Consider the following 24,747-nt stretch of genomic DNA (forward strand, 5'->3'; position numbering starts at 1 on the left):
GGCGGCTTCAAGATCGGGCGCAGAGGGCGAACGGCAATATGGCGATCAAGGCGAGCATCTATCATCTCACGCATTACAAATATGACAAACCCGTCCGGCTCGGGCCGCAAATCATCAGGTTGAAACCAGCCGCCCATTCCCGGACCAAGGTCATCAGCCACTCTTTAAAGGTCTCCCCGCCAAACCACTTCGTGAATCTGCAGCAGGATCCGTACGGCAATTATCTTGCCCGCTACGTTTTTCCGGATCCGGTTACTGAACTGAAGATCGAGGTCGACCTGGTCGCCGACATGTCGGTCTACAACCCCTTCGACTTCTTCACCGAGGAAGAGGCGGTGAAATGGCCCTTCGATTATCCGCAGGACCTGCGCGACGACCTCCATATCTACCAAAAACCGGAGGCCGACACGCCGGCAATCCTGGCCTTCATGGACACGCTGGACAAGAGCCCGGGCCAGGGCACCGTGGACATGGTCGTTGGCCTCAACGCCCGCCTCCAGAGCGAAATTCAGTACGTCATCCGCATGGAGCCCGGTGTTCAGTCTCCGGACGAAACCCTGACGTCCGGCCGCGGATCATGCCGCGATACCAGCTGGCTTCTTGTGCAGGTCCTCAGGCGCCTGGGCTTGGCCGCCCGCTTCGTCTCCGGCTATCTGATCCAGCTGAAACCCGATCTGGAGGCGCTGGACGGCCCGTCCGGAACGAAGGTCGATTTCACGGACCTGCATGCTTGGGCGGAAGTCTACATCCCCGGCGCCGGCTGGATCGGCCTCGATCCGACATCCGGCCTGCTCACCGGCGAGAGCCATATCCCCTTGGCCGCAGCGCCCCATTATCGGAATGCCGCGCCCATTTCGGGAGGCTATTTCGGCGAGGCCAATACCGACTTCGTCTTCGACATGCAGGTGCGTCGCGTCGCCGAACATCCGCGTATTACCAAACCCTTCTCCGACGAGGCGTGGGATCAACTGAACGACCTCGGGCGCAAGGTCGACGCAGAACTTCAGGCGCGGGACGTCCGCCTGACCATGGGAGGCGAACCGACATTCGTTTCCATCGACGACTTCCAGTCGGATGAGTGGAATACCGGCGCGGTTGGACCGACAAAGCGAGCCCTTGCGGACACACTGATCCGTCGACTACGCGACAGGTTCGCGCCGGGCGGTTTCCTCCATTATGGCCAGGGAAAGTGGTACCCCGGCGAAAGCCTGCCCCGCTGGACCTTCTCGCTCTACTGGCGACGCGACGGAAAGCCGATCTGGTCGGACGAAAACCTGGTCGCGGTCGAAGGAAAGTCCTACTCCGTCGTCCAGGATGATGCCGGACGATTGCTGGACGCAATCGCTAGCGAACTCGATATCGCGCCCGAGATGGTCGTACCCGCCTTCGAGGACCCTGGCGAATGGCTGCTGAAGGAAGGGAACCTTCCGGACAACGTCGACCCGTCCAATTCAAAGCTTGAGGATCCGGAAGAGCGGAACCGCATCGCCCGCGTTTTCGAGCGCGGCCTGACGAAGCCTGCAGGTTATGTGCTCCCGGTTCAGGCCTGGAACGCAAAGGCAGGCGGGCACCGATGGGTGAGCGAGAAGTGGCGAACCCGCAGAGGGCGCATTTTCCTCGTTCCGGGCGATAGTCCGGTGGGGTATCGCCTCCCGTTGGGCTCCCTGCCATGGGTTCCGCCCTCGGCCTTTCCCTACATCCATCCGGTCGATCCGACCGTCCCTCGCGGCCCTCTTCCGGACCCCAGGGCGGACGAAGGAAAGGCGCTTCAGGCCGCCCACTTCGAAGCCTTTTCGGACAAGGGACAACCCCAGCAGCGCGCACCGGAAGAGATCGACGGCCACGTTCGAACCGCCATCTCCGTCGAGGTCCGCGACGGCCGCCTCTGCGTCTTCATGCCGCCAACGGAGAAGGTCGAGGATTATCTCGATCTCATCGCCTCGACGGAGCGCGCGGCTAAAGGCCTGGGTCTCCCGGTTCACATCGAAGGCTACGCTCCACCGCACGATGAACGGCTGAACGTGATCCGTGTCGCGCCGGATCCCGGGGTGATCGAAGTTAACATACATCCTGCATCCAATTGGTCGGAATGCGTTGCGACGACCGAAGCGATCTACGAAGAGGCGCGCCAGTCCCGTCTTGGAGCGGACAAGTTCATGATCGACGGTCGCCACACCGGCACCGGCGGCGGCAATCACGTCGTCGTGGGCGGCGCCAATCCCAACGACAGCCCGTTTCTGCGACGGCCGGATCTGTTGAAAAGTCTTGTGCTTCACTGGCAGCGCCATCCGTCCCTGTCCTATCTGTTCTCGGGCCTCTTCATCGGACCGACAAGTCAGGCGCCGCGCATCGATGAGGCACGCCACGACAGCCTCTACGAACTCGAGATCGCGCTTGCGCAGGTGCCTACACCCGGGATGGGCCAGCCGCCCCTGCCCTGGCTGGTGGATCGTCTCTTCCGCAATCTGCTGGTCGACGTGACGGGGAACACCCACCGCTCAGAGATATGCATCGACAAGCTGTTCTCTCCCGATGGCCCCACCGGACGACTGGGTTTGGTCGAGTTTCGCGGTTTCGAGATGCCGCCGAACGCCCGCATGAGTCTCGCGCAGCAACTGATGATCCGCGCCCTGATCGCGCGATTCTGGAAAAACCCGACCAGCGGTCGTTTCGTCCGCTGGGGCACCTCGCTCCACGACCGATTCATGCTGCCCCACTATATCTGGCAGGACTTTCTCGAGGTGCTGGCCGATCTCAAGGATAACGGGTTCGATGTGCGACCCGAGTGGTTCACGGCGCAGCTTGAGTTTCGTTTTCCCTTCTACGGAGAGGTCGAGTACGAGGGCTCTAAGCTGGAACTGCGGCAGGCGCTTGAACCATGGCATGTCATGGGCGAACAGGGTGCGATCGGCGGCACCGTCCGATTTGTCGACTCCTCCGTGGAGCGGTTGCAGGTGCGGCTGGAAACCGCCAATCCGGACCGCTACCGGGTCGCCTGCAACGGCCGCATGGTTCCGCTGATGCAGACGGACATGAATGGCGTCGCCGTGGGAGGCGTTCGCTACAAGGCCTGGCAGCCTGCATCGGGACTTCACCCGGTGCTGCCTGTCAACTCGCCGTTGACTTTCGACATCTATGATACGTGGTCGGCACGGTCGATTGGCGGCTGTGTCTATCATGTTGCCCATCCCGGCGGACGCAACTATGAGACATTCCCTGTGAATGGCAATGAGGCCCAGGCGAGACGCCTTGCACGCTTCGAAGCCTGGGGACATACCGCCGGAAATTACGTGCTGTCGCCGGAACCGGTCTCGCCGGAATTTCCGCACACCCTGGATCTCCGGCGGCATCAAGGATTGTAAATGGCGATAGAGGCTGCGGCGGAACACGGATCGCAACGACAGAAAGGCAATGGCGTGCGGGCACGGGACTACCGCCCGTTGACGGGCATTGCCGACGAAATGGTGGACGCCGAGGGCCGCATTCGGCCGGTCTGGCAGAAATTCGTGTCGGCCGTGGAAGCGATGTCGGAGCAGGAACTGCACGAGCGCTTCGCCCGCGCCGATCGCTATCTTCGCGACGCCGGCGTGTTCTACCGAGCCTACGATTCCAGCCAGAACACCGAACGGGCCTGGCCCTTTTCCCACATTCCGGTCCTGATCGCCGAAAAGGAATGGGAAGCGCTGTCGGCGGGGCTCGTTCAGCGCGCCAATCTTCTCGAAGCCGTGGTAGCGGACATCTACAACGGTAACCGACTTGTGGAGGAAGGCTTTCTTCCACCCGCTCTTATCGCGTCCAACCCGGAATATCTGCGTCCTCTGGCCGGCATAACGCCGTCTGGAGGGCATTACCTGCACTTCTGTTCCTTCGAGATCGGTCGCGGTCCGGATGGAAATTGGTGGGTACTCGCCGATCGCACCCAGGCGCCATCAGGCGCCGGCTTCGCGCTTGAAAACCGGGTCGCCACGACGCGCGCCTTCTCGGATATCTACGCCGACACCCACGTTCACCGGCTCGCCTCGTTCTTCGGAGCCTTCCGAAACGCCTTGCAGGGTCACAAGCAGAATGCCGATGACCGCATTGCGGTTCTGACACCGGGTACAGCCAACGAGACCTATTACGAACACGCCTATATCGCCCGCTACCTCGGGATAATGCTGCTCGAAGGTGAGGATCTCGCCGTCGTCGATGGCCGGGTGATGGTACGGACCGTGGCGGGACTGAAGCCGATCAGCGTCCTGTGGAGACGCCTCGACGCCGCCTATGCCGACCCGCTGGAACTCAACCACAATTCCCATATCGGCACACCGGGCATCACCCAGGCAATGCGGACCGGGAAGGTGACCTTCGTGAATGCGCTGGGATCCGGTATCCTTGAGACGCGGGCGCTGCTCGCCTTCATGCCGACGATCTGTCGGCATCTGCTTGGCGAGGATCTGATGCTGCCCTCGGTCGCCACCTGGTGGTGCGGCCAAAAGTCGGAACGCGAGCATGTGTCGCGCAATATCGACCGCATGGTGATCGGACCGGCCTATTCCTGCATGCCCTTCTTCGACGACAACGGCCGGTCCGTACTCGGATCGTCCTTGCGCAGCTCCGCACAGGATTCCATTGCCCGCTGGCTGGAGACGGATGGCAGCAAGCTGGTTGGCCAGGAGGTCGTGACACTGTCGACGACCCCGGCGCTGGTCGATGGAAACCTGAAGCCCCGGCCGATGAGCCTGCGTGTCTACGCGGCCCGCACGAAAGATGGCTGGCAGATCATGCCCGGAGGGTTCGCCCGCATCGGCAACGATGTCGATGCAACGGCAATCGCCATGCAGCAGGGTGGAAGCGCAGCCGACGTTTGGATCGTCTCGGACAAGCCGGTCGAGCACGCCTCCCTCCTCCCAAAGAGCGATACGTTCACCCGCAACATGCCGGGAAGTCTTCCCAGTCGCGCGGCCGACAACCTGTTCTGGCTCGGGCGCTACATCGAGCGGGCGGAAGGGACCCTGCGCATCCTTCGCGCCTGGCACAGCCGCTTCGCCGAGGCCGCCGACCCGTCCCAGCCTCTGCTCGCGGACGTGACACGTTATCTGGAAGCCCTCGATGTCGATCTTTCCGAGGAAAAGGGCGTCCCTCAAAGCCTTCTTCGCGACATCGACAGCGCGGTCTATTCTGCCAGCAATATCCGCGACCGTTTTTCTCCGGACGGCTGGCTTGCCCTGAAGGATCTCGCCAAGACGGCAAGGCGCTTCCACGAGCGCGTCAAGCCCGGCGACGATGCCGCCCACGCGATGACGGTGCTATTGCGCAAACTGGCGGGCTTCGCCGGTCTGGTGCACGAAAACATGTACCGGTTTACCGGATGGCGGTTCCTGACGATCGGCCGTTATCTGGAGCGGGGCCTCCATATGACCCGGCTGCTCGGGCATCTCACCCGAGACGACGTGCCCGACGGTGCGCTCGATATGCTGCTGGAAATCGGCGACAACGTCATGACCCACAGAAGACGCTACAATGTCAGCACCGCGCATCTCACGGTGACAGACCTTCTGGCGCTTGATCCGCTCAATCCGCGATCGATCCTGTTTCAGCTGAATGAAATCCGGACCGAGGTCGAGCAATTGCCGAATGCCACCGTGAACGGCCAAATGTCTCCCTTCTTCCGGGAAGCCATGCGCCTGCACTCCGGCCTCGCCGTCATGGTCCCTGAGAACATGACGGCGGAGGTCTATGGCAGGCTGGAAATGGAAATGGAAAAACTGTCGGACATACTCGCTCAAACCTATCTGAGATAAGGCGCCATGCTCTACGATATCTCGCTACGGATGAGTTATGTTTACGATGTCGCGGCCTCCGGCTCGCATCACGTTCTGCGCCTTTTGCCACTGACCCTTTCCGATCGCCAGCGGCTCGTAGCCGGCAGTGTCCATATCGATCCCAAACCCGATGAATCGGCGACATTCATCGACTTCTTCCAGCACCCGGCAACCTACATGCAACTGCGTGCTCCACACGAGCGCCTGGACATCAGGATGCAGGCCCGTGTTTCCGTTCAGGCTCCTTTGCCGACAGCAGACCTCTCTCCCCTTCTCGCAAGACTTCCGGACGAACTTGCGGATCATTGGGCGCTCGATCCCGACTCGCCACATCATTTCGTCGGCCCAAGCCCGAAACTGGAGGAGGTCGGCGAAATAACAGACTACGCCAGGGAGAGCGTGACCTCAGGGCAGACCGTCAGGCAGATCGCTGAAGCGCTGTGCGCCCGGATACACAGGGATTTTCGGTACGATGCAAAGGCTACGACAGTCGACACACCGGCCAAGGAGGCTTTTGCGCTGAAGCGCGGAGTGTGTCAGGACTTTTCCCACATCATGATCCTCGCACTTCGCGCTTTGGGCATTCCGTCCGGTTACGTCAGTGGATTTCTCCGCACGCTTCCACCGCCAGGGAAGGAGCGCCTGGAAGGCGCCGATGCCATGCACGCATGGGTCAGGATATGGTGCGGCAGGACGACGGGATGGATCGAACTCGACCCGACGAACAATATCGTCGCGGGGACGGACCACGTCGTTGTCGCTTACGGTCGGGACTACGCCGATGTCGCGCCGGTCATCGGCGTAGTCAAGAGTTATGGCCACCACAAGACCGTACAGGCCGTGGATGTCGTACCCGTTCCATGAGCCGGACGAAGCATCTTTCTTAAATTTTTACGCTACCGCTTAAACAGACTGAGAGGTTTGCACTGTAAAAGCGCGTCAGTGATTTCTGTTCGTGGAAGAACATGATGCTCGACGCTCGCAACAGCAAAAACCCGTTTAAGAAGCTTGTCGCCGACCGTAGCGGCAACTTTGGTATCATGACCGCATTCCTGCTGCCGGTGGTTCTGGCCACAGGCGGCATAGCGATAGACCTGACGCGCATGGTTCAGGTCCGGTCGGAACTGCAGAACGCCGCCGATGCCGCATCGCTTGCAGCCGCCACCGCCATGGCCAGCAAGGGCATCAGCGAGGAAGAAGCCGTCGAACTGGCAAGAGAGTTCCTCGGCGCACAGATGGCCAACCTGGTCGGCTCATCCTCAGGCCCGGAAGGGGACGGCGTCAACGAGGAGCTTGAACGTCTGAAGCAGGAAGCGGTGATCAACGCCGTTTCCACCTCCACCTCGAAGTCCGCGAACTCGTTCGACGTGACCGTAAACGCCAATTACACCCTGGGACTGAACGGCCTGACCGCATTGCTGGGCTTCAAGCAGGTGACGCTGGCGGCAACCAGCACATCCCAGAGCGCGACAGAGAGCAAGAATGCGTTGTCGATGTTCCTGGTCGTGGACCGTTCAGGCTCGATGGGAGAAAATACGAATACCGTTAACCCGGCTCAACCGACAAAACAGGAAGCGTATGGTTGCGGATGGAGCACGTGCTATCGAACCGTGACCAATTACATCATCAAGATCGATGCGCTGAAGGCCGCGGTCGCGGACTTGGCGGCACAACTCGATGAGGCGGATCCCGACACCCAATATGTCCGGACCGGTACCGTATCGTACAATTCGTCGACCCAGACCGAGACGAAGCTCGCCTGGGGTACCGCCAAATCGCTGTCCTATGTAAACGCGCTGTCGGCCACTGGCGGCACCGCATCGACGGGCGCGGTCAAGCTAGCCTATCAATCGCTGATCAAAACGAGCGAGAACACGGCGCATAAGAACAAGAACGGTCAGGTTCCCAGCAAGTACATTGTCTTCCTGACGGACGGGGACAACAACAACACCAGTGATGACACCGCGACAAAGTCCTGGTGCGACAAGGCCAAGGCTGACGGAATTGAAATATACAGCGTGGCCTTCATGGCTCCGTCGCGAGGACAGGCACTGCTCAGCTACTGCGCGAGCACAAGTTCCCACTACTTCGATGCCAACGACGCGGAAGAACTGGTTGCCTCGTTCAGGCGCATCGGTGAGGAAGCCTCCCAGGCAGGTACCCGTCTTACGAACTGATCCCTCGCCAAGTTTGGAATCTCGCAGCCGCAGGTGGACAGCACCTGCGGCGCTTCGCGTTTGAAAACAGTTATTTGTCGGCTTCGACGACCCCGATCCGGATTTACCCGGCTCGCCAAATCCCATGTTGCATGTGTCCCGCAACGGTGCATAAACTGCTTCGAGAACGTTCGCCCGGTCAATTGAATCGGCCACGTTCATGCAGGGCGAAAACACAAGCGGGGTGTCGAGATGGCGATGAAGACGGAACACAAGACCGATCTGCCGCTTCCCAAACCGCGAGAGACCAATCCGGAGATAATCGCCGCCGAAATCATCGAGCGTCTGACATATGGCATCGGCAAGGATGCAAAGGTCGCCACGCCGCACGATTGGCTCACGGCGACCATCCTGGTGGTGCGCGATCGCATCATCGACCGCTGGATGGAATCCACCCGAGGAACCTACAAGTCGAATTCCAAGCGCGTCTATTATCTGTCGCTCGAATTCCTCATCGGCCGGTTGATGCGCGACGCGATGTCGAACCTGGGGCTGGTCGAGGATATTCGCGCCGCACTCGTGACGCTTGGTGTCGATATCGACGTCATTGCCGGCCTCGAGCCGGATGCCGCCCTCGGTAACGGCGGCCTCGGCCGGCTGGCGGCCTGCTTCATGGAATCCATGGCGACCGTCAACATTCCGGCCTATGGCTATGGCATCCGTTACGTCCACGGCCTCTTCCGCCAGCAGATGGCCGACGGATGGCAGGTGGAACTGCCGGAGACGTGGCTGGCCCACGGCAATCCGTGGGAGTTCGAAAGACGGGAATCGTCATACGAGGTCGGCTTTGGCGGGACGGTTGAAACCGTGGTCAACGGCTCAGAGGATGCCCGCTATCTCTGGAAGCCGAGCGAGCGCGTCATTGCGACCGCCTACGACACGCCGATCGTCGGCTGGCGCGGCGAACGCGTCAATACGCTGCGCCTTTGGTCTGCCCAGCCGATCGACCCGATCCTGCTCGATGCTTTCAACGCCGGCGACCATATCGGCGCTCTGCGAGAAAGTAACAAGGCCGAAAGCCTGACGAGGGTTCTGTACCCGGCGGATGCGACCTCTGCAGGCCAGGAACTGCGCCTGAGACAGGAGTATTTCTTCTGTTCGGCCTCGCTTCAGGACATTCTGAGACGCCATATCCAGCAGGGCAACACCCTCGCGATGTTGCCCGACAAGGTCGCCATCCAGCTAAACGATACCCACCCGGCCGTTTCCGTGGTCGAGCTGATGCGATTGCTGTGCGACGTGCACGGCGTGGACTTCGACGAAGCGTGGGAGATCACCCGCAAGACCTTCTCCTACACCAATCACACGCTGTTGCCGGAGGCGCTGGAAAGCTGGCCGGTTCCGTTGTTCGAGCGCCTGCTGCCACGCCATATGCAGTTGGCTTACGCGATCAACGCAAAGATACTTCTCTACGCCCGCAAGGACCGTCAGCTTCAGGACGCTGCCATCAGGCACATCTCGCTCATCGACGAAAATGGCGGTCGGCGCGTGCGGATGGGGAACCTCGCCTTCGTCGGCTCGCATTCCATCAATGGCGTCTCCGCTCTGCATACCGAGCTTATGAAAGAGACTGTTTTTGCCGATCTTCACAAGCTCTATCCGGATCGCATCAACAACAAGACAAATGGCATCACTCCGCGTAGGTGGCTGATGCAATGTAACCCGCAACTTACTGGCTTGATCCGCGATGCCATCGGGGACGCCTTCCTCGACGACACCGAACAGTTGCGGTCGCTTGATGCGCTTGCGGACGACAGGTCCTTCCAAGAGAAGTTCGCGGCAATAAAGCGCGAGAACAAGGAGCGTCTTTCCAATCTCGTCATGAGCCGGATGGGAATCCGCCTCGATCCCTCCGCCCTGTTCGACATCCAGATCAAGCGCATTCACGAGTACAAGCGACAACTCCTCAACATAATCGAGACCGTTGCGCTGTATGACGAGATGCGCTCGCATCCTGAGCGTGACTGGGTGCCGCGGGTGAAGCTTTTCGCAGGCAAGGCAGCGCCGAGCTATCACAATGCCAAACTGATCATCAAACTCGCCAATGATGTCGCCCGCGTCATCAACAACGATCCGTCCGTCCGCGGCCTGCTGAAAGTGGTCTTCATTCCCAACTACAACGTTTCGTTGGCCGAAACGATGGTGCCAGCCGCCGACCTTTCCGAGCAGATTTCCACCGCCGGCATGGAAGCGTCGGGAACCGGGAACATGAAACTTGCGTTGAATGGAGCATTGACGATCGGAACGCTGGACGGCGCGAACGTCGAAATGCGTGATCATGTGGGCGAGGACAATATCGTGATATTCGGATTGACAGCGGACGAAGTCGCCAAGGTTCGGTCCGACGGACACAATCCGCGCGCAGTGATCGAGGAATCGCGGGAATTGTCGCAGGCGCTCTCCGCAATCGGTTCGGGTGTGTTTTCTCCCGACGACCGTAGTCGTTTCTCTGAACTGATCGAGGGCATCTACGAGCACGACTGGTTCATGGTGGCGGCGGACTTCGACGCATACGCGCGTGCCCAACGGCAGGTGGATGCGATTTGGAGCGACCCGGTCAGCTGGTATTCGAAGACCATCCGCAACACGGCAAGAATGAGCTGGTTCTCATCCGATCGTACGATCCGTCAGTACGCATCAGAAATCTGGGGCGCCTGATGGCCAAATCGCCGAAGAGAGCCGTACAGCCAGACCAGCAAGCACGGCCCTCGCCGGAGGAGATCGAAGCGATCATCAACGGCACGCACGGCGACCCCTTCGCGGTGCTGGGAGTCCATCAGACGTCAAGCGGATACGAAGCCCGCTGTTTTATCCCCGGCGCCGAGAAGGTGACGGCTCTTCTTCTTGACGGAACCGTCGTTGGCGAACTCTCGTGTCGCCATCCCGCCGGTTTCTTTGCGGGACCGGTCAATGTCGACGGCGTCTTTCCGGTTCGCTACCGGGCGGTGCGCGTCGATGCAGAATGGACGGTCACCGACCCTTACAGCTTTTGGCCCGTTCTCGGACCGATGGACGACTATTTCGTCAGGGAAGGCTCCCACCTGCGCCTGTTCGATAAATTGGGCGCTCATCCGATGCGTCATCAGGGTGTCGACGGTTTCCACTTCGCCGTTTGGGCTCCAAATGCCCGCCGGGTATCGGTCGTCGGAGACTTCAACAACTGGGATGGCCGTCGGCATGTCATGCGCTTGCGGCGCGATACGGGCATTTGGGAAATCTTTGCGCCGGACGTTCACGCCGGCGCCGCCTACAAGTTTGAGATCATAGGCAAGAACGGCGAACTGCTGCCGCTGAAGGCTGACCCTTACGCACGCCGCGCCGAGCTGCGACCCAAGAATGCTTCGGTGACCGCCGACGAACTGTCGGTCAAATGGGAAGATCAGTCTCACCGGCAGCACTGGTCTTCAGTGGACCAGAGACACCAACCGATATCGATTTACGAGGTTCATGCTGGCTCCTGGCAACGGCGTAATGACGGTTCGATGCTGTCGTGGGACGAGATGGCGGATCGCCTCATTCCCTATTGCGTCGATATGGGCTTCACCCATATCGAGTTCCTCCCGGTTACCGAACACCCCTATGATCCATCCTGGGGCTATCAGACCACCGGGCTTTATGCCCCGACGGCACGTTTTGGTGAGCCCGAAGGATTTGCCCGTTTCGTCAATGGCTGCCACAAGGTCGGCCTAAGCGTCATCCTTGACTGGGTACCGGCCCACTTCCCCACCGATGCTCATGGCCTGCGCTGGTTCGACGGCACGGCGCTCTACGAGCATGAAGATCCGAGACAGGGCTTTCATCCGGACTGGAACACGGCGATCTACAATTTCGGCCGCACCGAAGTTGTCTCCTATCTGGTCAACAATGCCCTCTACTGGACCGAGAAATTCCACCTCGACGGCCTGCGTGTCGATGCGGTGGCGTCGATGCTGTACCTCGACTATTCCCGAAAAGAAGGCGAATGGGTTCCCAACGAGTATGGCGGACGCGAAAATCTCGAGGCCGTGCGTTTCCTCCAGCAGATGAACCGCCATGTCTATGGAACGCATCCCGGCGTGATGACGATCGCGGAGGAGTCCACGTCGTGGCCGAAGGTCTCGCAACCGGTTCATGAAGGCGGTTTGGGCTTCGGCTTCAAGTGGAACATGGGCTTCATGCACGACACGCTGAGCTATTTCCAGCGCGATCCCATTCATCGCAAGTACCACCACCAGGAGATCACCTTCGGCCTGATATACGCCTTCAGCGAAAACTTCGTTTTGCCGATCTCCCATGACGAGGTGGTCCACGGCAAGGGATCGATGATCGCCAAGATGCCGGGCGACGACTGGCAGAAGTTCGCCAATCTGCGGGCCTACTATGCCTTCATGTGGGGCTATCCCGGCAAGAAGCTGCTGTTCATGGGTCAGGAGTTCGCGCAGTGGAGCGAATGGAGCGAAAGCCAGTCACTGGACTGGACGCTCCTGCAATATCACCTCCACGAGGGAATGCGGCGTCTGGTCAGAGACCTGAACTTCACCTACCGCTCCAAACCCGCGCTCCACGCGCGCGATTGCGAGGGCGAAGGGTTCGAATGGCTGGTCGCGGATGATGAGGACAATTCGATCTTTGCATGGCAGCGCAAGGCGCCCGGAGAAAAGCCCGTCGTCGTGATCTGCAATCTCACCCCGACCTATCGCGAACGTCACGGCATCCCGCTTCCGGCGGAGGGGAGATGGCGTGAAATCCTGAACACGGATGCCGAAATTTATGGCGGCAGCGGCAAGGGCAATGGCGGACGCGTGGACGCGAAGCGGGACGGAGACGGCGCCATACGCGCGCACTTGACGCTGCCTCCTTTGGCGATTGTCATGCTGGAACAAGAATAGCTTTAGTACGGGAGGGTACCATGTCGGAAAAGAGGATCCAGCCACTGGCACGTGACGCGATGGCCTATGTTCTGGCTGGCGGACGAGGGAGCCGGCTTAAGGAACTGACCGATCGCCGGGCAAAACCGGCCGTTTATTTCGGCGGCAAGGCCCGCATCATCGATTTCGCGCTATCCAACGCACTGAATTCCGGCATTCGCCGCATCGGCGTCGCGACCCAGTACAAGGCCCATTCGCTGATACGTCATCTGCAGCACGGCTGGAACTTCTTCCGCCCGGAGCGAAACGAAAGCTTCGACGTGCTGCCCGCCTCCCAGCGCGTATCGGAGACACAATGGTATGAAGGCACTGCAGATGCCGTGTACCAGAACATCGACATCATCGAGCCGTACGGTCCGGAATACATGGTCATCCTGGCGGGCGACCATATCTACAAGATGGACTATGAGCTCATGCTCCAGCAGCATGTCGACTCCGGTGCGGACGTGACCATCGGCTGCATGGAAGTGCCTCGCATGGAGGCCACCGGCTTCGGCGTGATGCATGTCAACGAGAAGGACGACATCATCGCCTTCGTGGAAAAGCCCGCCGACCCGCCGGGCATCCCCGGCAACGAGGATTTCGCGCTCGCCTCGATGGGTATCTATGTCTTCCACACCCGTTTCCTGATGGACATCTTGAGGCGGGACGCGGCGGACCCGAACTCCAGCCGCGACTTCGGCAAGGACATCATCCCTTATATCGTCCAGAACGGCAGGGCTGTGGCACACCGTTTTGCCCAGTCGTGCGTGCGCTCGGATTTCGAACGCACGCCGTATTGGCGTGACGTCGGAACGATCGACGCATACTGGCAGGCAAACATCGACCTGACGGACATCGTTCCCGAACTCGACATCTACGACAAGTCCTGGCCGATCTGGACCTATGCGGAAATCAACCCGCCGGCGAAGTTCGTCCATGACGACGAAGGCCGCCGTGGTTCGGCGATTTCGTCGCTGGTCTCCGGTGATTGCATCATTTCCGGCTCGGCGCTCTACAAAAGCCTGCTCTTTACCGGCGTGAGGGCGAATTCCTATTCCCGTCTCGAAGGTGCGGTCATCCTCCCGAAGGTGCAGATCGGCCGGTATGCTCGACTGACGAACGTCGTGATCGACCACGGCGTGGTGATCCCGGAGGGTCTCGTTGTGGGCGAAGATCCGGAAATGGACGCCAAGCGCTTCCGCCGAAGCGAGAACGGCATATGCCTGATCACCCAGGCGATGATCGACAAGCTGGAGTAACGTGGGCTGATGAAAATCCTCTCCGTCGCCTCGGAACTGTTCCCGCTGGTGAAGACCGGTGGTCTCGCCGATGTCACCGGTGCGCTGCCACTGGCACTCAACGACCATGGCGTCGAAGTCCGCACCCTGCTTCCGGCCTATCCCTCGGTACTGTCAGCGGTTGGAACGACCCGAAAGCTTGTGGATTTGGGCGAGGTGCTAGGCGAACGGGCGACCCTTCTGTCCGTTTCGTTCATGGGGCTGGACCTTCTCCTGCTGCACGCCCCGGGCTTCTTCAATCGCAAGGGTGGCCCCTATCTCGATCAGGCCGGAAAGGACTATCCGGACAACTGGAAGCGTTTTGCAGCACTCGCCCAGACCGGAGCGGAGATCGCAGCCGGCCTCCTGCCCGACTGGCGCCCCGACCTCGTGCATGCCCACGACTGGCAAGCTGCACTCACGCCGGTTTACATGCGCTATGCCGAGGCACCCGAAATACCGAGCCTTCTGACGATCCATAACATCGCGTTCCAGGGCCAGTTTCCCGCCGAGCATTTCGCGGGGCTGCAGCTTCCGCCTCATGCGTTCATGGAAGCGCTGGAATACTATGGCACGATGAGCTTCATGAAGGCCGGCCTGCTGACCGCGCATGCGATCAGCACCGTCAGCCCATCCTATGCCGAAGAGATTCTTACGCCGGAATTCGGGATGGGTCTTGAAGGGGTTATCGGAAGCCGCGCGCAGGATCTCCATGGTATCGTCAACGGTATCGATGCCACAATCTGGAATCCGGCGAGAGACCCGTCGATCGACAGCGGTTACACGTCCGCCTCGCTGAAAAAGCGAAAAGCAAACCGGACCGCATTGGCGCAGGCCTTTTCGATCGACGATGACGACGGCCCACTGTTTTGCGTCATCTCCCGGCTGACCTGGCAGAAGGGAATGGACCTTCTGCCGGACGTGGTCGATCAGATCGTTGCCGATGGCGGGAGACTGGTGGTGCTCGGTTCCGGCGAATTTGGCATCGAGGGCGCTCTGGTCCATGCAGCGTCGCGCCATGCGTCACGCGTCGGCGTTAAGATCGGGTATGATGAACCCCTTTCGCACCTGATGCAGGCCGGCAGCGACGCGATCCTGATCCCGTCCCGCTTCGAACCGTGTGGCCTGACGCAGCTTTATGGACTGCGCTACGGCTGCGTGCCCGTCGTCGCAAGGACGGGTGGCCTCAACGACACGGTTATCGACGCCAATGAGGCGGCCCTCGCGTCGCAAGCGGCGACAGGCATCCAGTTCTGGCCGGTGACAGTCGAAGGTCTTCGCCAGGCCCTGCGCCGCACGTTCAGGCTCTACCGAGATGACAAGACGTGGGGGCAGATGCAGAAGGCCGGGATGAAATCCGATGTTTCCTGGGGCCGCAGCGCCGCCCGATATGCAGACCTTTATAAAAGCCTCACCTCGAAAGGCCAATGAAAGATGATCCTGACGATCACCACCAAACCTTATTCGGATCAGAAGCCGGGAACGTCCGGACTGCGGAAGAAGGTGCCCGTTTTCCAGCAGGAGAACTACGCGGAGAACTTCATCCAGTCGATCTTCAACAGTCTCGAGGGCTTCGCCGGCAAGACGCTCGTCATCGGTGGTGATGGCCGGTACTACAACCGGGAAGTCATCCAGAAGGCGATCCGGATGGCCGCCGCCAATGGCTTCGGCAAGGTTCTCGTCGGCCAGGGTGGTATCTTGTCCACACCGGCTGCCTCTCATGTCATCCGTAAGTACCAGGCCTTCGGCGGCATCGTGCTTTCCGCCAGCCATAATCCCGGCGGCCCGACTGAAGATTTCGGGATCAAGTACAATATCGGCAATGGCGGCCCGGCTCCCGAACGCATCACCGACGCGATCTTCGAGCGCTCCAAGTCTATCGAAACCTACAAGATCGTGGAGGCTGCAGACATCGATCTCGACCGGATCGGCACGGCCGATGTGGCCGGCATGACCGTCGAGGTCATCGATTCCGTCGCCGACTATGTCGAGTTGATGGAGAGCCTGTTCGACTTCGACGCGATACGCTCCCTGATCAAGTCAGGTTTCCGCGTCGTGATCGATTCCATGAGTGCCGTCACCGGACCCTATGCGACAGAAATCCTCGAGAAACGGTTGGGCGCTCCTGCGGGCTCGGTCAGGAATGCAATCCCGCTCCCCGATTTCGGCCACCACCATCCGGACCCGAACCTGGTTCACGCCAAGGAACTCTACGACGACGTCATGAGCCCTTCCGGTCCGGATTTCGGCGCGGCCTCGGACGGGGATGGCGACCGCAACATGGTCGTCGGCAAGGGCATGTTCGTCACACCCTCCGACAGCCTGGCAATCATCGCCGCGAACGCGAAACTAGCCCCCGGCTACGCTGACGGCATCGCCGGCATCGCCCGCTCCATGCCCACTAGCGCCGCAGCCGACAGGGTTGCGGAGAAGCTGGGGCTCGGCATCTACGAAACCCCCACCGGCTGGAAGTATTTCGGCAACCTGCTCGATGCTGGCAAGGTCACCGTCTGCGGCGAGGAGAGCTTCGGCACCGGATCGAACCACGTGCGCGAAAAGGACGGGCTTTGGGCCGTTCTGTTCTGGCTGAACATCATCGCCGCCCGACGCGAAAGCGCCAGGGACATTGTCGTCAAGCACTGGGCGGAATTTGGCCGGAACTACTATTCGCGTCACGACTACGAAGGTATCGACACCGAGCGCGCAAACACCCTGATGACAGAACTGCGGGCAAAGCTCGACACCCTTCCGGGCACGCGGATCGGCGACCTGACCGTCGAGGCGGCCGATGACTTTGCCTATCATGATCCGGTCGATCAGTCTGTCTCGAAGAACCAGGGCATTCGTATTCTCTTCAAAGGCGGCAGCCGTGTCGTTTTCCGACTGTCGGGAACGGGAACGTCGGGAGCGACTCTTCGCGTCTATGTCGAGCGTTATGAGCCCGATCCGTCCCGCCACGACATCGAGACGCAGACAGCACTTGCCGATCTTATCGCGGCGGCCGAAGCGATAGCCAAAATCCGCAGCCATACGGGCATGGATACTCCCACCGTCATAACCTGAGGCGAACATCGTGACACAGGCGGAGCCGAGACAGGGTGGCGTCTCGCTGACGAAGACGGGAGCGGATTTCCTCGTCTGGTCGCACCATGCGGAAAATATCGACCTCTGCCTTTTCGACCACACCGGCGAAGACGAGATCGCCCGTCTGCCGATGCAAAGGACAGGCGGCGATCTCTACCAACTGCATGTCGAAGGCGTGCGTGAGGGTGCGCGCTACGGTTACCGCGCCCATGGGCGGTATCAGCCCGATCACGGCTTCTGGTTCGACCCGTCGAAACTGCTGGTCGATCCCTACGCGAAGGAGCTCGACCGGCCGTTCGCGCACGACCGGCGGCTGAGCGTCTTCGGTGAGGATACCGCCAGTATTGTGCCGAAGGCGATCGTGACGCAGGATCGGCCGGCGAAGGTAGTCATGCCCTTCTTCGGGCCGGGTTCGTTTATCTACGAAGTTGGGGTAAAGTCCTTCACCCGCCTCCACCCCGACGTTCCCGAAGCGCAGCGCGGCACGGTCGCCGCCCTCGCCCATCCTGCCGTACTTGCCCACCTGAAACGGATCGGTGTCGACGCTGTCGAGCTTATGCCGATCGTGGCCTGGATCGACGAACGCCATCTGCCGCCGCTTGGCCTGACAAATGGCTGGGGCTACAATCCGATCGCCCTGATGGCGATCGATCCCCGGCTTGCACCCGGCGGAGTGAAAGAACTTCGAGACACCGTCGCCGCCCTTCACGCCGAGGGCATCGGCGTGATCCTGGATCTGGTTTTCAATCACACTGGTGAAAGCGATCGTCATGGCGCAACGCTGTCGCTGCGCGGCCTCGACAACCTGTCCTGTTATCGGCACTTGTCCGATAATCCCGGCGTGCTGGTCAATGACACCGGCTGCGGCAATACGCTGGCCTGCGACCACCTCTATATCCGCCGCCTCATCGTCGACTCCTTGCGCCATTTTGTCCTGAACACAGGCGTCGACGGCTTCCGCTTCGACCTCGGCCCGATCCTGGGTAGGACAGCGACCGGCTTCCACACGTCGTCCCGTACACTTCATGCCATCAGCAGCGACGAGGTTCTCAGCGACCGTATCCTGATCGCGGAGCCTTGGGATGTCGGTCCCGGCGGGTACCAGCTCGGCAATTTCCCGAAACCCTTCCTGGAGTGGAACGACCGCGCCCGCGACACGGTGCGACGCTACTGGCGGGGAGACGCTCACATGACGGGCCAGATCGCCACCGCGCTCGCGGGTTCATCCGACATCTTCGGCAAAGACGAGCACACAGCCAGCAGGACCGTGAACTTCGTGGCCGCCCACGACGGCTTCACGCTTCTGGATCTTGTCTCCCACAGCCACAAGCGCAACGGCAAGAACGGCGAGGACAACAGGGACGGCCATGACGAAAACTTCTCATGGAACAACGGCGTCGAAGGGGAAACACAGGACAGGGCCGTACGCAACAACAGGATCAGGGACGTAGCCGCTCTACTGTCGACGCTGTTCGCCAGCCGAGGCACGATCATGCTGACCGCCGGCGACGAATTCGGCCGCACTCAGCACGGCAACAACAATGCCTATTGCCAGGATAACGAGATGACTTGGCTGGATTGGCAACATGCCGATCAGAGCCTGATTGACCACACGGCTTTTCTTTCCGCACTCCGCAAACGCTTTGACGTCTTCGCGGGTACGGACTTTTTTTCAGGCAACGCGGATGTCGAATGGCTGACGGCAGAGGGTACCGCGATGAGTGTGGCGGATTGGGAAGCGGCGGAGGGTTCGCTCCTGACCATGATACTCGCCACCGGTGACACGGAGAGGTCGAAGCCGGCACGCCTGGCGGTCGTTTTCAATCGCAGCCACGATACCCTCGACGTCCAGCTGCCATCGTCGGCGACGACGAAAAAGTGGCGAAAGCTCCCGTCCGAACGGGCATCCGCCGCATTCCGAATCAAACCTCGAAGCGTCGAATTCTTCGTCGAGCAGTAACGATTTCATGACCTTGCCGCCAGCGCGTGATATTCCTCCGCGTTGATGTCTCCTATAAGCTTTCAGTGTGTTTGGTTCGCAAGTGAGGTGAGATGGCGCGCGAAATTTCCTTGGTCGAGGTCGAATCCCTCGTCGGACAGGAGATCGGCCTGTCGAAATGGATCACCGTCGACCAGACCATGATCGATGCTTTCGCGGCCGCGACGGACGATCACCAGTTCATTCACGTCAACCCGGAAAGGGCACTGGCCGAATCTCCATTTGGTGGAACCATCGCGCACGGTTTCCTATCGCTCTCGCTTTTGTCGGCGATGAACTACGATGCCCTGCCGAAAATCCGCGAACAGACAATGGGGATAAACTACGGCTTCGATCGCGTCCGCTTCATGTCACCGGTCAAGAGCGGCAAACGCATCCGGGGGCACTTCGTGCTGGCCGACGCCCGCTTCCGCGGAGCCGGAATGCTGATGACCACCTACGAGGTATCCGTCGAGATCGAGGGCGAGCGAAAGCCGGCTTTGACGGCAACATGGATCACCATCGTTCAATTCGATCCCAAGGATCGGCCTCTGTAGAGGACAGTATGACGAACGAAGCTGATATCCGGGTGTCTTTTGTCCGCCAGGCCGAAGCCTGCGAAACACTTGGTTCGGCCTTTACCGGCCGCTTGTGTCGGATTGCCGCGCATCGGATGGGTCAGGATAGCGCGGTGGAGCGGGTCATCCTCGAATGGCAGGGCAATCCGACCGGCACCGGCGACGCTCTTGCCCTTCGCCTCGCGGGAGCGCTGCATGCGCTGGTGCTATCAGAATCTGATGACGGTCTTGCAGCCGTCTATCCGCCGGAAACATCTTCCGACGAGGCATTGTGGCAAGCTTGTCGAAACGCCTTCGTTCTGCATGAAAGCTTTATCCTGGACCGGTTGAAATCCGCTCCCCAGACAAACGAGGTTCGCAGGTCATCGGCCCTGTTGCCAGCGTTTCTCACGATCGCGGACCGCTGCGACAAACCGCTCGTGCTGTCCGAGGTCGGCGCAAGTGCAGGCCTCAATCTCCGCTGGGATCGCTATGCCTACCGGCTCGGGGATTTTGCCTGGGGGAATGACAGCAGCGTCGTTCTCGCCCCGGACTGGGAGGGGAAACCGCCACCTCGAGCGCAGGTATCGGTTGCGGGGAGAGCCGGCTGCGACCTCAACCCACTCGACCCGGCCTCGCCCGACGATTGCCTTCGCCTCACCTCGTACATCTGGGCGGACCAGCAGGACCGGCTGGATCGCACCCGCGCGGCATTGGCGATCGCCCGGCAGGATGGGCTGAAAGTGGAACGCGCCGACGCAGTCGACTGGCTGGAATCCAGGCTGCGAAGAGATCACGCTGGCCAATGCCACGTCGTCTACCACACGATCGCATGGCAATACCTGCCGGCGGAACTCAAGCAGAAAGGCGAGGCATTGATCGCCGCCGCCGGCGCAAGGGCGACGGAACGCGCGCCGCTGGCCCGCCTGCAGGTCGAGGCTGACGGAGAGCCGGATGGCGCATCGATCAGCCTTCAACTCTGGCCAACCGGCGAGAAACACGAAATCGGCCGTGCCGATTTCCACGGGCGATGGATCAAATGGAAAGGCTGGCCGACCTGATCGGCTAGCCTCATTTTCAATGTGCCTCTTCGGCAGCCTCGTTCAGAAGGCCGAATGCATAATCGGCAAAGGACCGCCAGCACTCGACGCGGAACGTCTCCTCATCGACACGGTAGAGCACGATTTCGATCTTGCCGAAAATCGTGCGCGACACGGCACCGACCGGAAAGGCCGCGAGCGACAGGTCCTGCGGGCAGCCCGCGTTGAGAACTGCTTCGGCTGACGGGCCGGACACCAGGATCGCGGAGTTGCGATGGGAGACGTCGGTCGCCGAATGAACGACGCCCGACGCCGTACAGGCGCCCATCAGATCGCCACCCGTCTCGTCGATCAAAAGCCATTCGTCGGGACCCAGCCAGAAAGCCAGCCGGCCCTTGGCTGCCGCGGACGTCTTCGGCTTCACTGGCAGCTTCACGCCGATCGACTTGGAAAGAGCCGCCACCTCGCCGTCGCGGGCGCGCAGCGACACGCGGGAAGCGGGTTCCGCCGGCGTGATACGCACCGTAGCCGAGCCGCCGCGACGGCCCTGCAGGACGGGTTTCCGGACTGCGATCTGGTCAGCCATGGATGCGGCCTCCTTCCTTGTCGTAGAAGACGGTATCGGTCACCTCGACGGCAACCGTCTTGTCTTTCATCGGCACGAATAGTGTTTCGCCCATCCGTGCGCGACCACCCGCGATCATCGCGATCGCGATCGGCTGGCCAAGTACCTCCGACCAATAGGAGGAGGTTACGTGGCCGAGCATGGTCATTGGCTTCGGCTGGTTCGGATCGGCGACGATCTGCGCACCCTCGATGAGCACAGACTTGCCGTCCTTGCTCCTGAGGCCAACCAGTTGCTTGCGACCCTCGCGAACGAGGTCGGGACGCTTCAGTCCGCGAATACCGACGAAATCGGCCTTTTTCTTGGAGACCGCCCAGCCGTAGCCGGCATCGTCAGGCGTCAGCGTACCGTCTGTATCCTGGCCGACGATGATATAGCCTTTCTCGGCGCGCAGCACGTGCATGGTTTCCGTGCCATATTGGCAAGCACCCAGGCTTTCGGCCCGCGTCCACACCTGTTCGTAGACCGAAGCTCCAAAATCGGCCGGCACGTTGATTTCGTAGCCGAGTTCGCCGGTGAACGAGACGCGGAAGAGTCGTGTCGGGACGCCGCAGAATTTGCCCTCGGCCACGCTCATGTGCGGGAAGGCTTCGTTGGAGATATCGATGCCTTCGACGAACGGCGCGATGATGTCGCGCGCCTTCGGCCCCTGCACGGCAATCACTGCCCATTGCTCGGTCGTGGACGTGAGCCAGACCTTGAGTTCCGGGAACTCGGTCTGGAGATAGTCCTCCATGTGATGCAGCACGCGCGGCGCGCCGCCGGTCGTGGTCGTCACGTGGAAGCGGTCCTCGGCCAGACGCCCGACAACGCCGTCGTCATAGACGAAGCCATCTTCGCGGGTCATGATACCGTAGCGGCATTTACCGGGCTTCAGCGTGTCCCATGCATTGGTATACATCAGGTTCAGGAACTTCGCCGCGTCCGGACCGACCACCTCGATCTTGCCGAGGGTGGACGCATCGAAGACGCCGGCGATCTCGCGAACCGTCTTGCATTCGCGATTGACGGCAGTGTGCATGTCCTCGCCCGGCTTCGGATAGTACCAGGCACGCTTCCAGTTTCCGACATCCTCGAAGTCCGCCCCGGCCGCCACTTCAAGGGCGTGGAGCGGCGTTTTGCGGGTCGGATCGAAGAGATCGCCACGCGAGTGGTTGATGAGCGTGCCGAAGGTCACCGGCGTATAGGGCGCGCGGAAGGTCGTGAGACCCACCTGCGGGATTTCCTTGCCGAGCATCTCCGCCGCGATCGCGAGACCATGCATGTTCGACAGCTTGCCCTGGTCGGATGCCATGCCGTTCGTGGTGAAACGCTTGATGTGCTCGATCGAGTGCATGCCTTCGCGCACAGCCAGACGGATGTCCTTGGCGCAGACGTCGTGCTGGAAGTCGATGAAAGCCTTCACGGCATCGTCCGGACCGGCACCCTCGGCCGCGCCGATCATACCGCCTGTCCAGGCATATGCATTGGCGCCGGAGAGCTTGGTAACGGATGCACCCGTGGCACCAGCAGAGGCGGCCATCGCGGAGCCCGCCGCAGACGCCTCGTCCAGAACAGCCTGCAGGTCGTCCGTACCGTTGCAGGCGCCGACGCAAATGCTGTCCTGAGCGTAGATGTCAGGCAGGAAGCGCTGGGTCGCGGCATCGAATTTCAGCTTGCCACGCGATTGCGAGAACAGATGGACCGACGGTGTCCAGCCGGCGGAAATCAGCAGCGCATCGACCTCGATCGTGCGCGCCGAACCGCCACCGTTGCGCTGGACCTTGATCGACTTGACCCGAAGGCGGCCCGAGGTATCGACGACGGAGTGACCGGTCAGGACCTCGATGCCGAGCGACCGGGCTTGTGCCAGAACATCCGCGCCCGGCGCTTCACGGCAATCGACGATCACGGGGACGGAGACGCCGGCCTTTTTGAGATCGATAGCCGCTTCGTAAGCCGAATCGTGCGCCGTGTAGACGCCGACCTTGGCACCGACGGAGACTCCGAAATGGTTGAGATAAGTCCGGCCGGCGGCTGCGAGCAGGATGCCGGGACGGTCGTTGTTCGCGAACACCATGTGGCGTTCGATCGCGCCTGTCGCCAGAATGACCTTCTTCGCGCGAACCTGCCAGAGGCGCTCGCGCGGCTGGTTCTTCTCCGGCTTCGCCAGGTGATCGGTGACACGCTCAGCCAGAGCCACGAAATTGTGGTTGTAGTAGCCGAACGCGGTCGTTCGGTTCAGCACGGTGACATTGGGCATCGCGGCCAGTTTTGCAGCGGTGGCCTGTGCCCAGTCGTAGCCGTTCTGGCCATCGACCATCGCGCCGATATCGTGGTGGAAGGCTCCACCCATTTCCGGCTGCTCGTCGCAGATGAACACCTTGGATCCGGCCTCGGCGGCAGCAAGAGCGGCCGCGAGACCAGCAGCCCCGCCGCCGACGACCAATACGTCGCAATGGGCGTAGCGGTTGGCATAATGATCCGGATCCGGCTCCTTCGGCGCGACACCGAGACCGGCGGCGCGGCGGATGAAGGGCTCATAAAGCTTGTGCCACGCAGCCTTCGGCCACATGAAGGTCTTGTAGTAGAAGCCGGCGGCGAAGAACATCGAGAAGGCGTCGTTGATCGCGCCAATGTCGAGCGACAGCGACGGCCAGCGGTTCTGCGACGTCGTGATCATGCCGTCGAAGACTTCCTGCACCGGCGCGCGCACGTTCGGCTGGCGACGCGCGGCATCGCGCGACACATCCAGCAGCGCGTTCGGCTCTTCCGGACCCGCCGTCAGGATGCCGCGCGGCCGATGATATTTGAAAGAGCGACCGGTGAGATGAACGCCGTTGGCGATCAGCGCCGAGGCAACGGTATCGCCCTCGATCGCCGTGTAACTGGTGCCGTCGAAGGTAAAGCGCGCGGTTCTGGCCGGCGTCAGGCGACCCTTGCCGGGAATACGATTGGCTCCGCTCATTTCGTCGCTCCCGTTACGACACCCGCAGCAGCGAGCCGTTCAGCGTCAGGCATCGGCTCTCCGGCCTTGTAAGTGAAGTGGATCTTGTCGCTGACGGTATCGCGGGCCGCATTGAAGAACCGGCCGCAGCCATGAATATGGCGCCAGCGTTCGAAGATCAGGCCCTTCGGGTTGTCGCGGAGGAAGAAATAGTCTGCGAATTCGGTATCCGAGATTTCGGCAATATTCGTTGGGCGCGCGATGTGCGCCTCTCCGGCTCCGCGGAATTCGAGCTCGGAGCGCTCTTCCTCGCAATACGGACATCTAATCAGGAACATCTTGTGTATCTTC

At 60.9% G+C, this 24,747-nt stretch carries 15 protein-coding genes; 12 read left to right on the forward strand and 3 right to left on the reverse strand.

From position 1 onward, the window contains the following. The first annotated feature begins 38 nt into the window (after positions 1–38). The 12 genes from J5J09_RS19795 (at position 39) to J5J09_RS19850 (ending at position 20,866) form a co-directional block, all read left to right on the forward strand. Positions 39–3,362: a transglutaminase family protein gene (locus tag J5J09_RS19795; RefSeq protein ID WP_208553951.1), complete on the forward strand. Its 3,324-nt coding sequence runs from the start codon at positions 39–41 to the stop codon at positions 3,360–3,362. Beyond that, entirely contained in the window at positions 3,363–5,783 is a 2,421-nt protein-coding gene (locus tag J5J09_RS19800) for a circularly permuted type 2 ATP-grasp protein (protein ID WP_208553952.1), read from the forward strand. 6 nt (positions 5,784–5,789) lie between these two features. Further along, complete coding sequence (locus tag J5J09_RS19805) at positions 5,790–6,668, forward strand: transglutaminase family protein (protein ID WP_208553953.1); 879 nt, start codon at positions 5,790–5,792, stop codon at positions 6,666–6,668. Positions 6,669–6,772: 104 nt separating this feature from the next. Beyond that, entirely contained in the window at positions 6,773–7,981 is a 1,209-nt protein-coding gene (locus J5J09_RS19810) for a TadE/TadG family type IV pilus assembly protein (RefSeq protein WP_208553954.1), read from the forward strand. 237 nt (positions 7,982–8,218) lie between these two features. Continuing rightward, on the forward strand, positions 8,219–10,678 hold the full coding sequence (locus J5J09_RS19815) for a glycogen/starch/alpha-glucan phosphorylase (RefSeq protein WP_208554452.1): 2,460 nt from the start codon (positions 8,219–8,221) through the stop codon (positions 10,676–10,678). Then, positions 10,678–12,888 carry a 1,4-alpha-glucan branching protein GlgB gene (gene glgB, locus J5J09_RS19820; RefSeq protein WP_208553955.1) on the forward strand — a complete coding sequence of 737 codons (2,211 nt, stop codon included), beginning with the start codon at positions 10,678–10,680 and terminating at the stop codon, positions 12,886–12,888. Before J5J09_RS19815 ends, glgB begins: the two co-directional genes overlap by 1 nt. A gap of 20 nt (positions 12,889–12,908) precedes the next feature. Further along, entirely contained in the window at positions 12,909–14,168 is a 1,260-nt protein-coding gene (gene glgC / locus J5J09_RS19825) for a glucose-1-phosphate adenylyltransferase (RefSeq protein ID WP_208553956.1), read from the forward strand. A 9-nt stretch (positions 14,169–14,177) separates the two neighbouring features. After that, positions 14,178–15,617 carry a glycogen synthase GlgA gene (glgA, locus tag J5J09_RS19830; RefSeq protein WP_208553957.1) on the forward strand — a complete coding sequence of 480 codons (1,440 nt, stop codon included), beginning with the start codon at positions 14,178–14,180 and terminating at the stop codon, positions 15,615–15,617. A 3-nt stretch (positions 15,618–15,620) separates the two neighbouring features. Further along, positions 15,621–17,249 (forward strand): alpha-D-glucose phosphate-specific phosphoglucomutase, encoded by a 1,629-nt coding sequence (locus J5J09_RS19835; protein WP_208553958.1) that lies wholly within the window; start codon positions 15,621–15,623, stop codon positions 17,247–17,249. A 10-nt stretch (positions 17,250–17,259) separates the two neighbouring features. Further along, complete coding sequence (gene glgX / locus J5J09_RS19840) at positions 17,260–19,230, forward strand: glycogen debranching protein GlgX (RefSeq protein ID WP_208553959.1); 1,971 nt, start codon at positions 17,260–17,262, stop codon at positions 19,228–19,230. 92 nt (positions 19,231–19,322) lie between these two features. Then, positions 19,323–19,805: a MaoC family dehydratase gene (locus tag J5J09_RS19845; RefSeq protein WP_208553960.1), complete on the forward strand. Its 483-nt coding sequence runs from the start codon at positions 19,323–19,325 to the stop codon at positions 19,803–19,805. 8 nt (positions 19,806–19,813) lie between these two features. Next, positions 19,814–20,866 (forward strand): DUF2332 family protein, encoded by a 1,053-nt coding sequence (locus tag J5J09_RS19850; RefSeq protein WP_208553961.1) that lies wholly within the window; start codon positions 19,814–19,816, stop codon positions 20,864–20,866. A gap of 16 nt (positions 20,867–20,882) precedes the next feature. On the opposite strand, the gene J5J09_RS19855 is transcribed toward J5J09_RS19850, so the two are convergent. Genes J5J09_RS19855 through J5J09_RS19865 form a run of 3 tightly spaced genes read right to left on the reverse strand, consistent with a single transcriptional unit; the run spans position 20,883 to position 24,734 of the window. Beyond that, positions 20,883–21,431 carry a sarcosine oxidase subunit gamma gene (locus J5J09_RS19855; RefSeq protein WP_208553962.1) on the reverse strand — a complete coding sequence of 183 codons (549 nt, stop codon included), beginning with the start codon at positions 21,429–21,431 and terminating at the stop codon, positions 20,883–20,885. After that, on the reverse strand, positions 21,424–24,417 hold the full coding sequence (locus J5J09_RS19860) for a sarcosine oxidase subunit alpha (RefSeq protein ID WP_208553963.1): 2,994 nt from the start codon (positions 24,415–24,417) through the stop codon (positions 21,424–21,426). Before J5J09_RS19860 ends, J5J09_RS19855 begins: the two co-directional genes overlap by 8 nt. Beyond that, positions 24,414–24,734 carry a sarcosine oxidase subunit delta gene (locus J5J09_RS19865; RefSeq protein ID WP_208553964.1) on the reverse strand — a complete coding sequence of 107 codons (321 nt, stop codon included), beginning with the start codon at positions 24,732–24,734 and terminating at the stop codon, positions 24,414–24,416. Before J5J09_RS19865 ends, J5J09_RS19860 begins: the two co-directional genes overlap by 4 nt. Positions 24,735–24,747: the final 13 nt, after the last annotated feature.

Source organism: Ciceribacter sp. L1K22 (assembly GCF_017599385.1).
Classification (GTDB): domain Bacteria; phylum Pseudomonadota; class Alphaproteobacteria; order Rhizobiales; family Rhizobiaceae; genus Allorhizobium.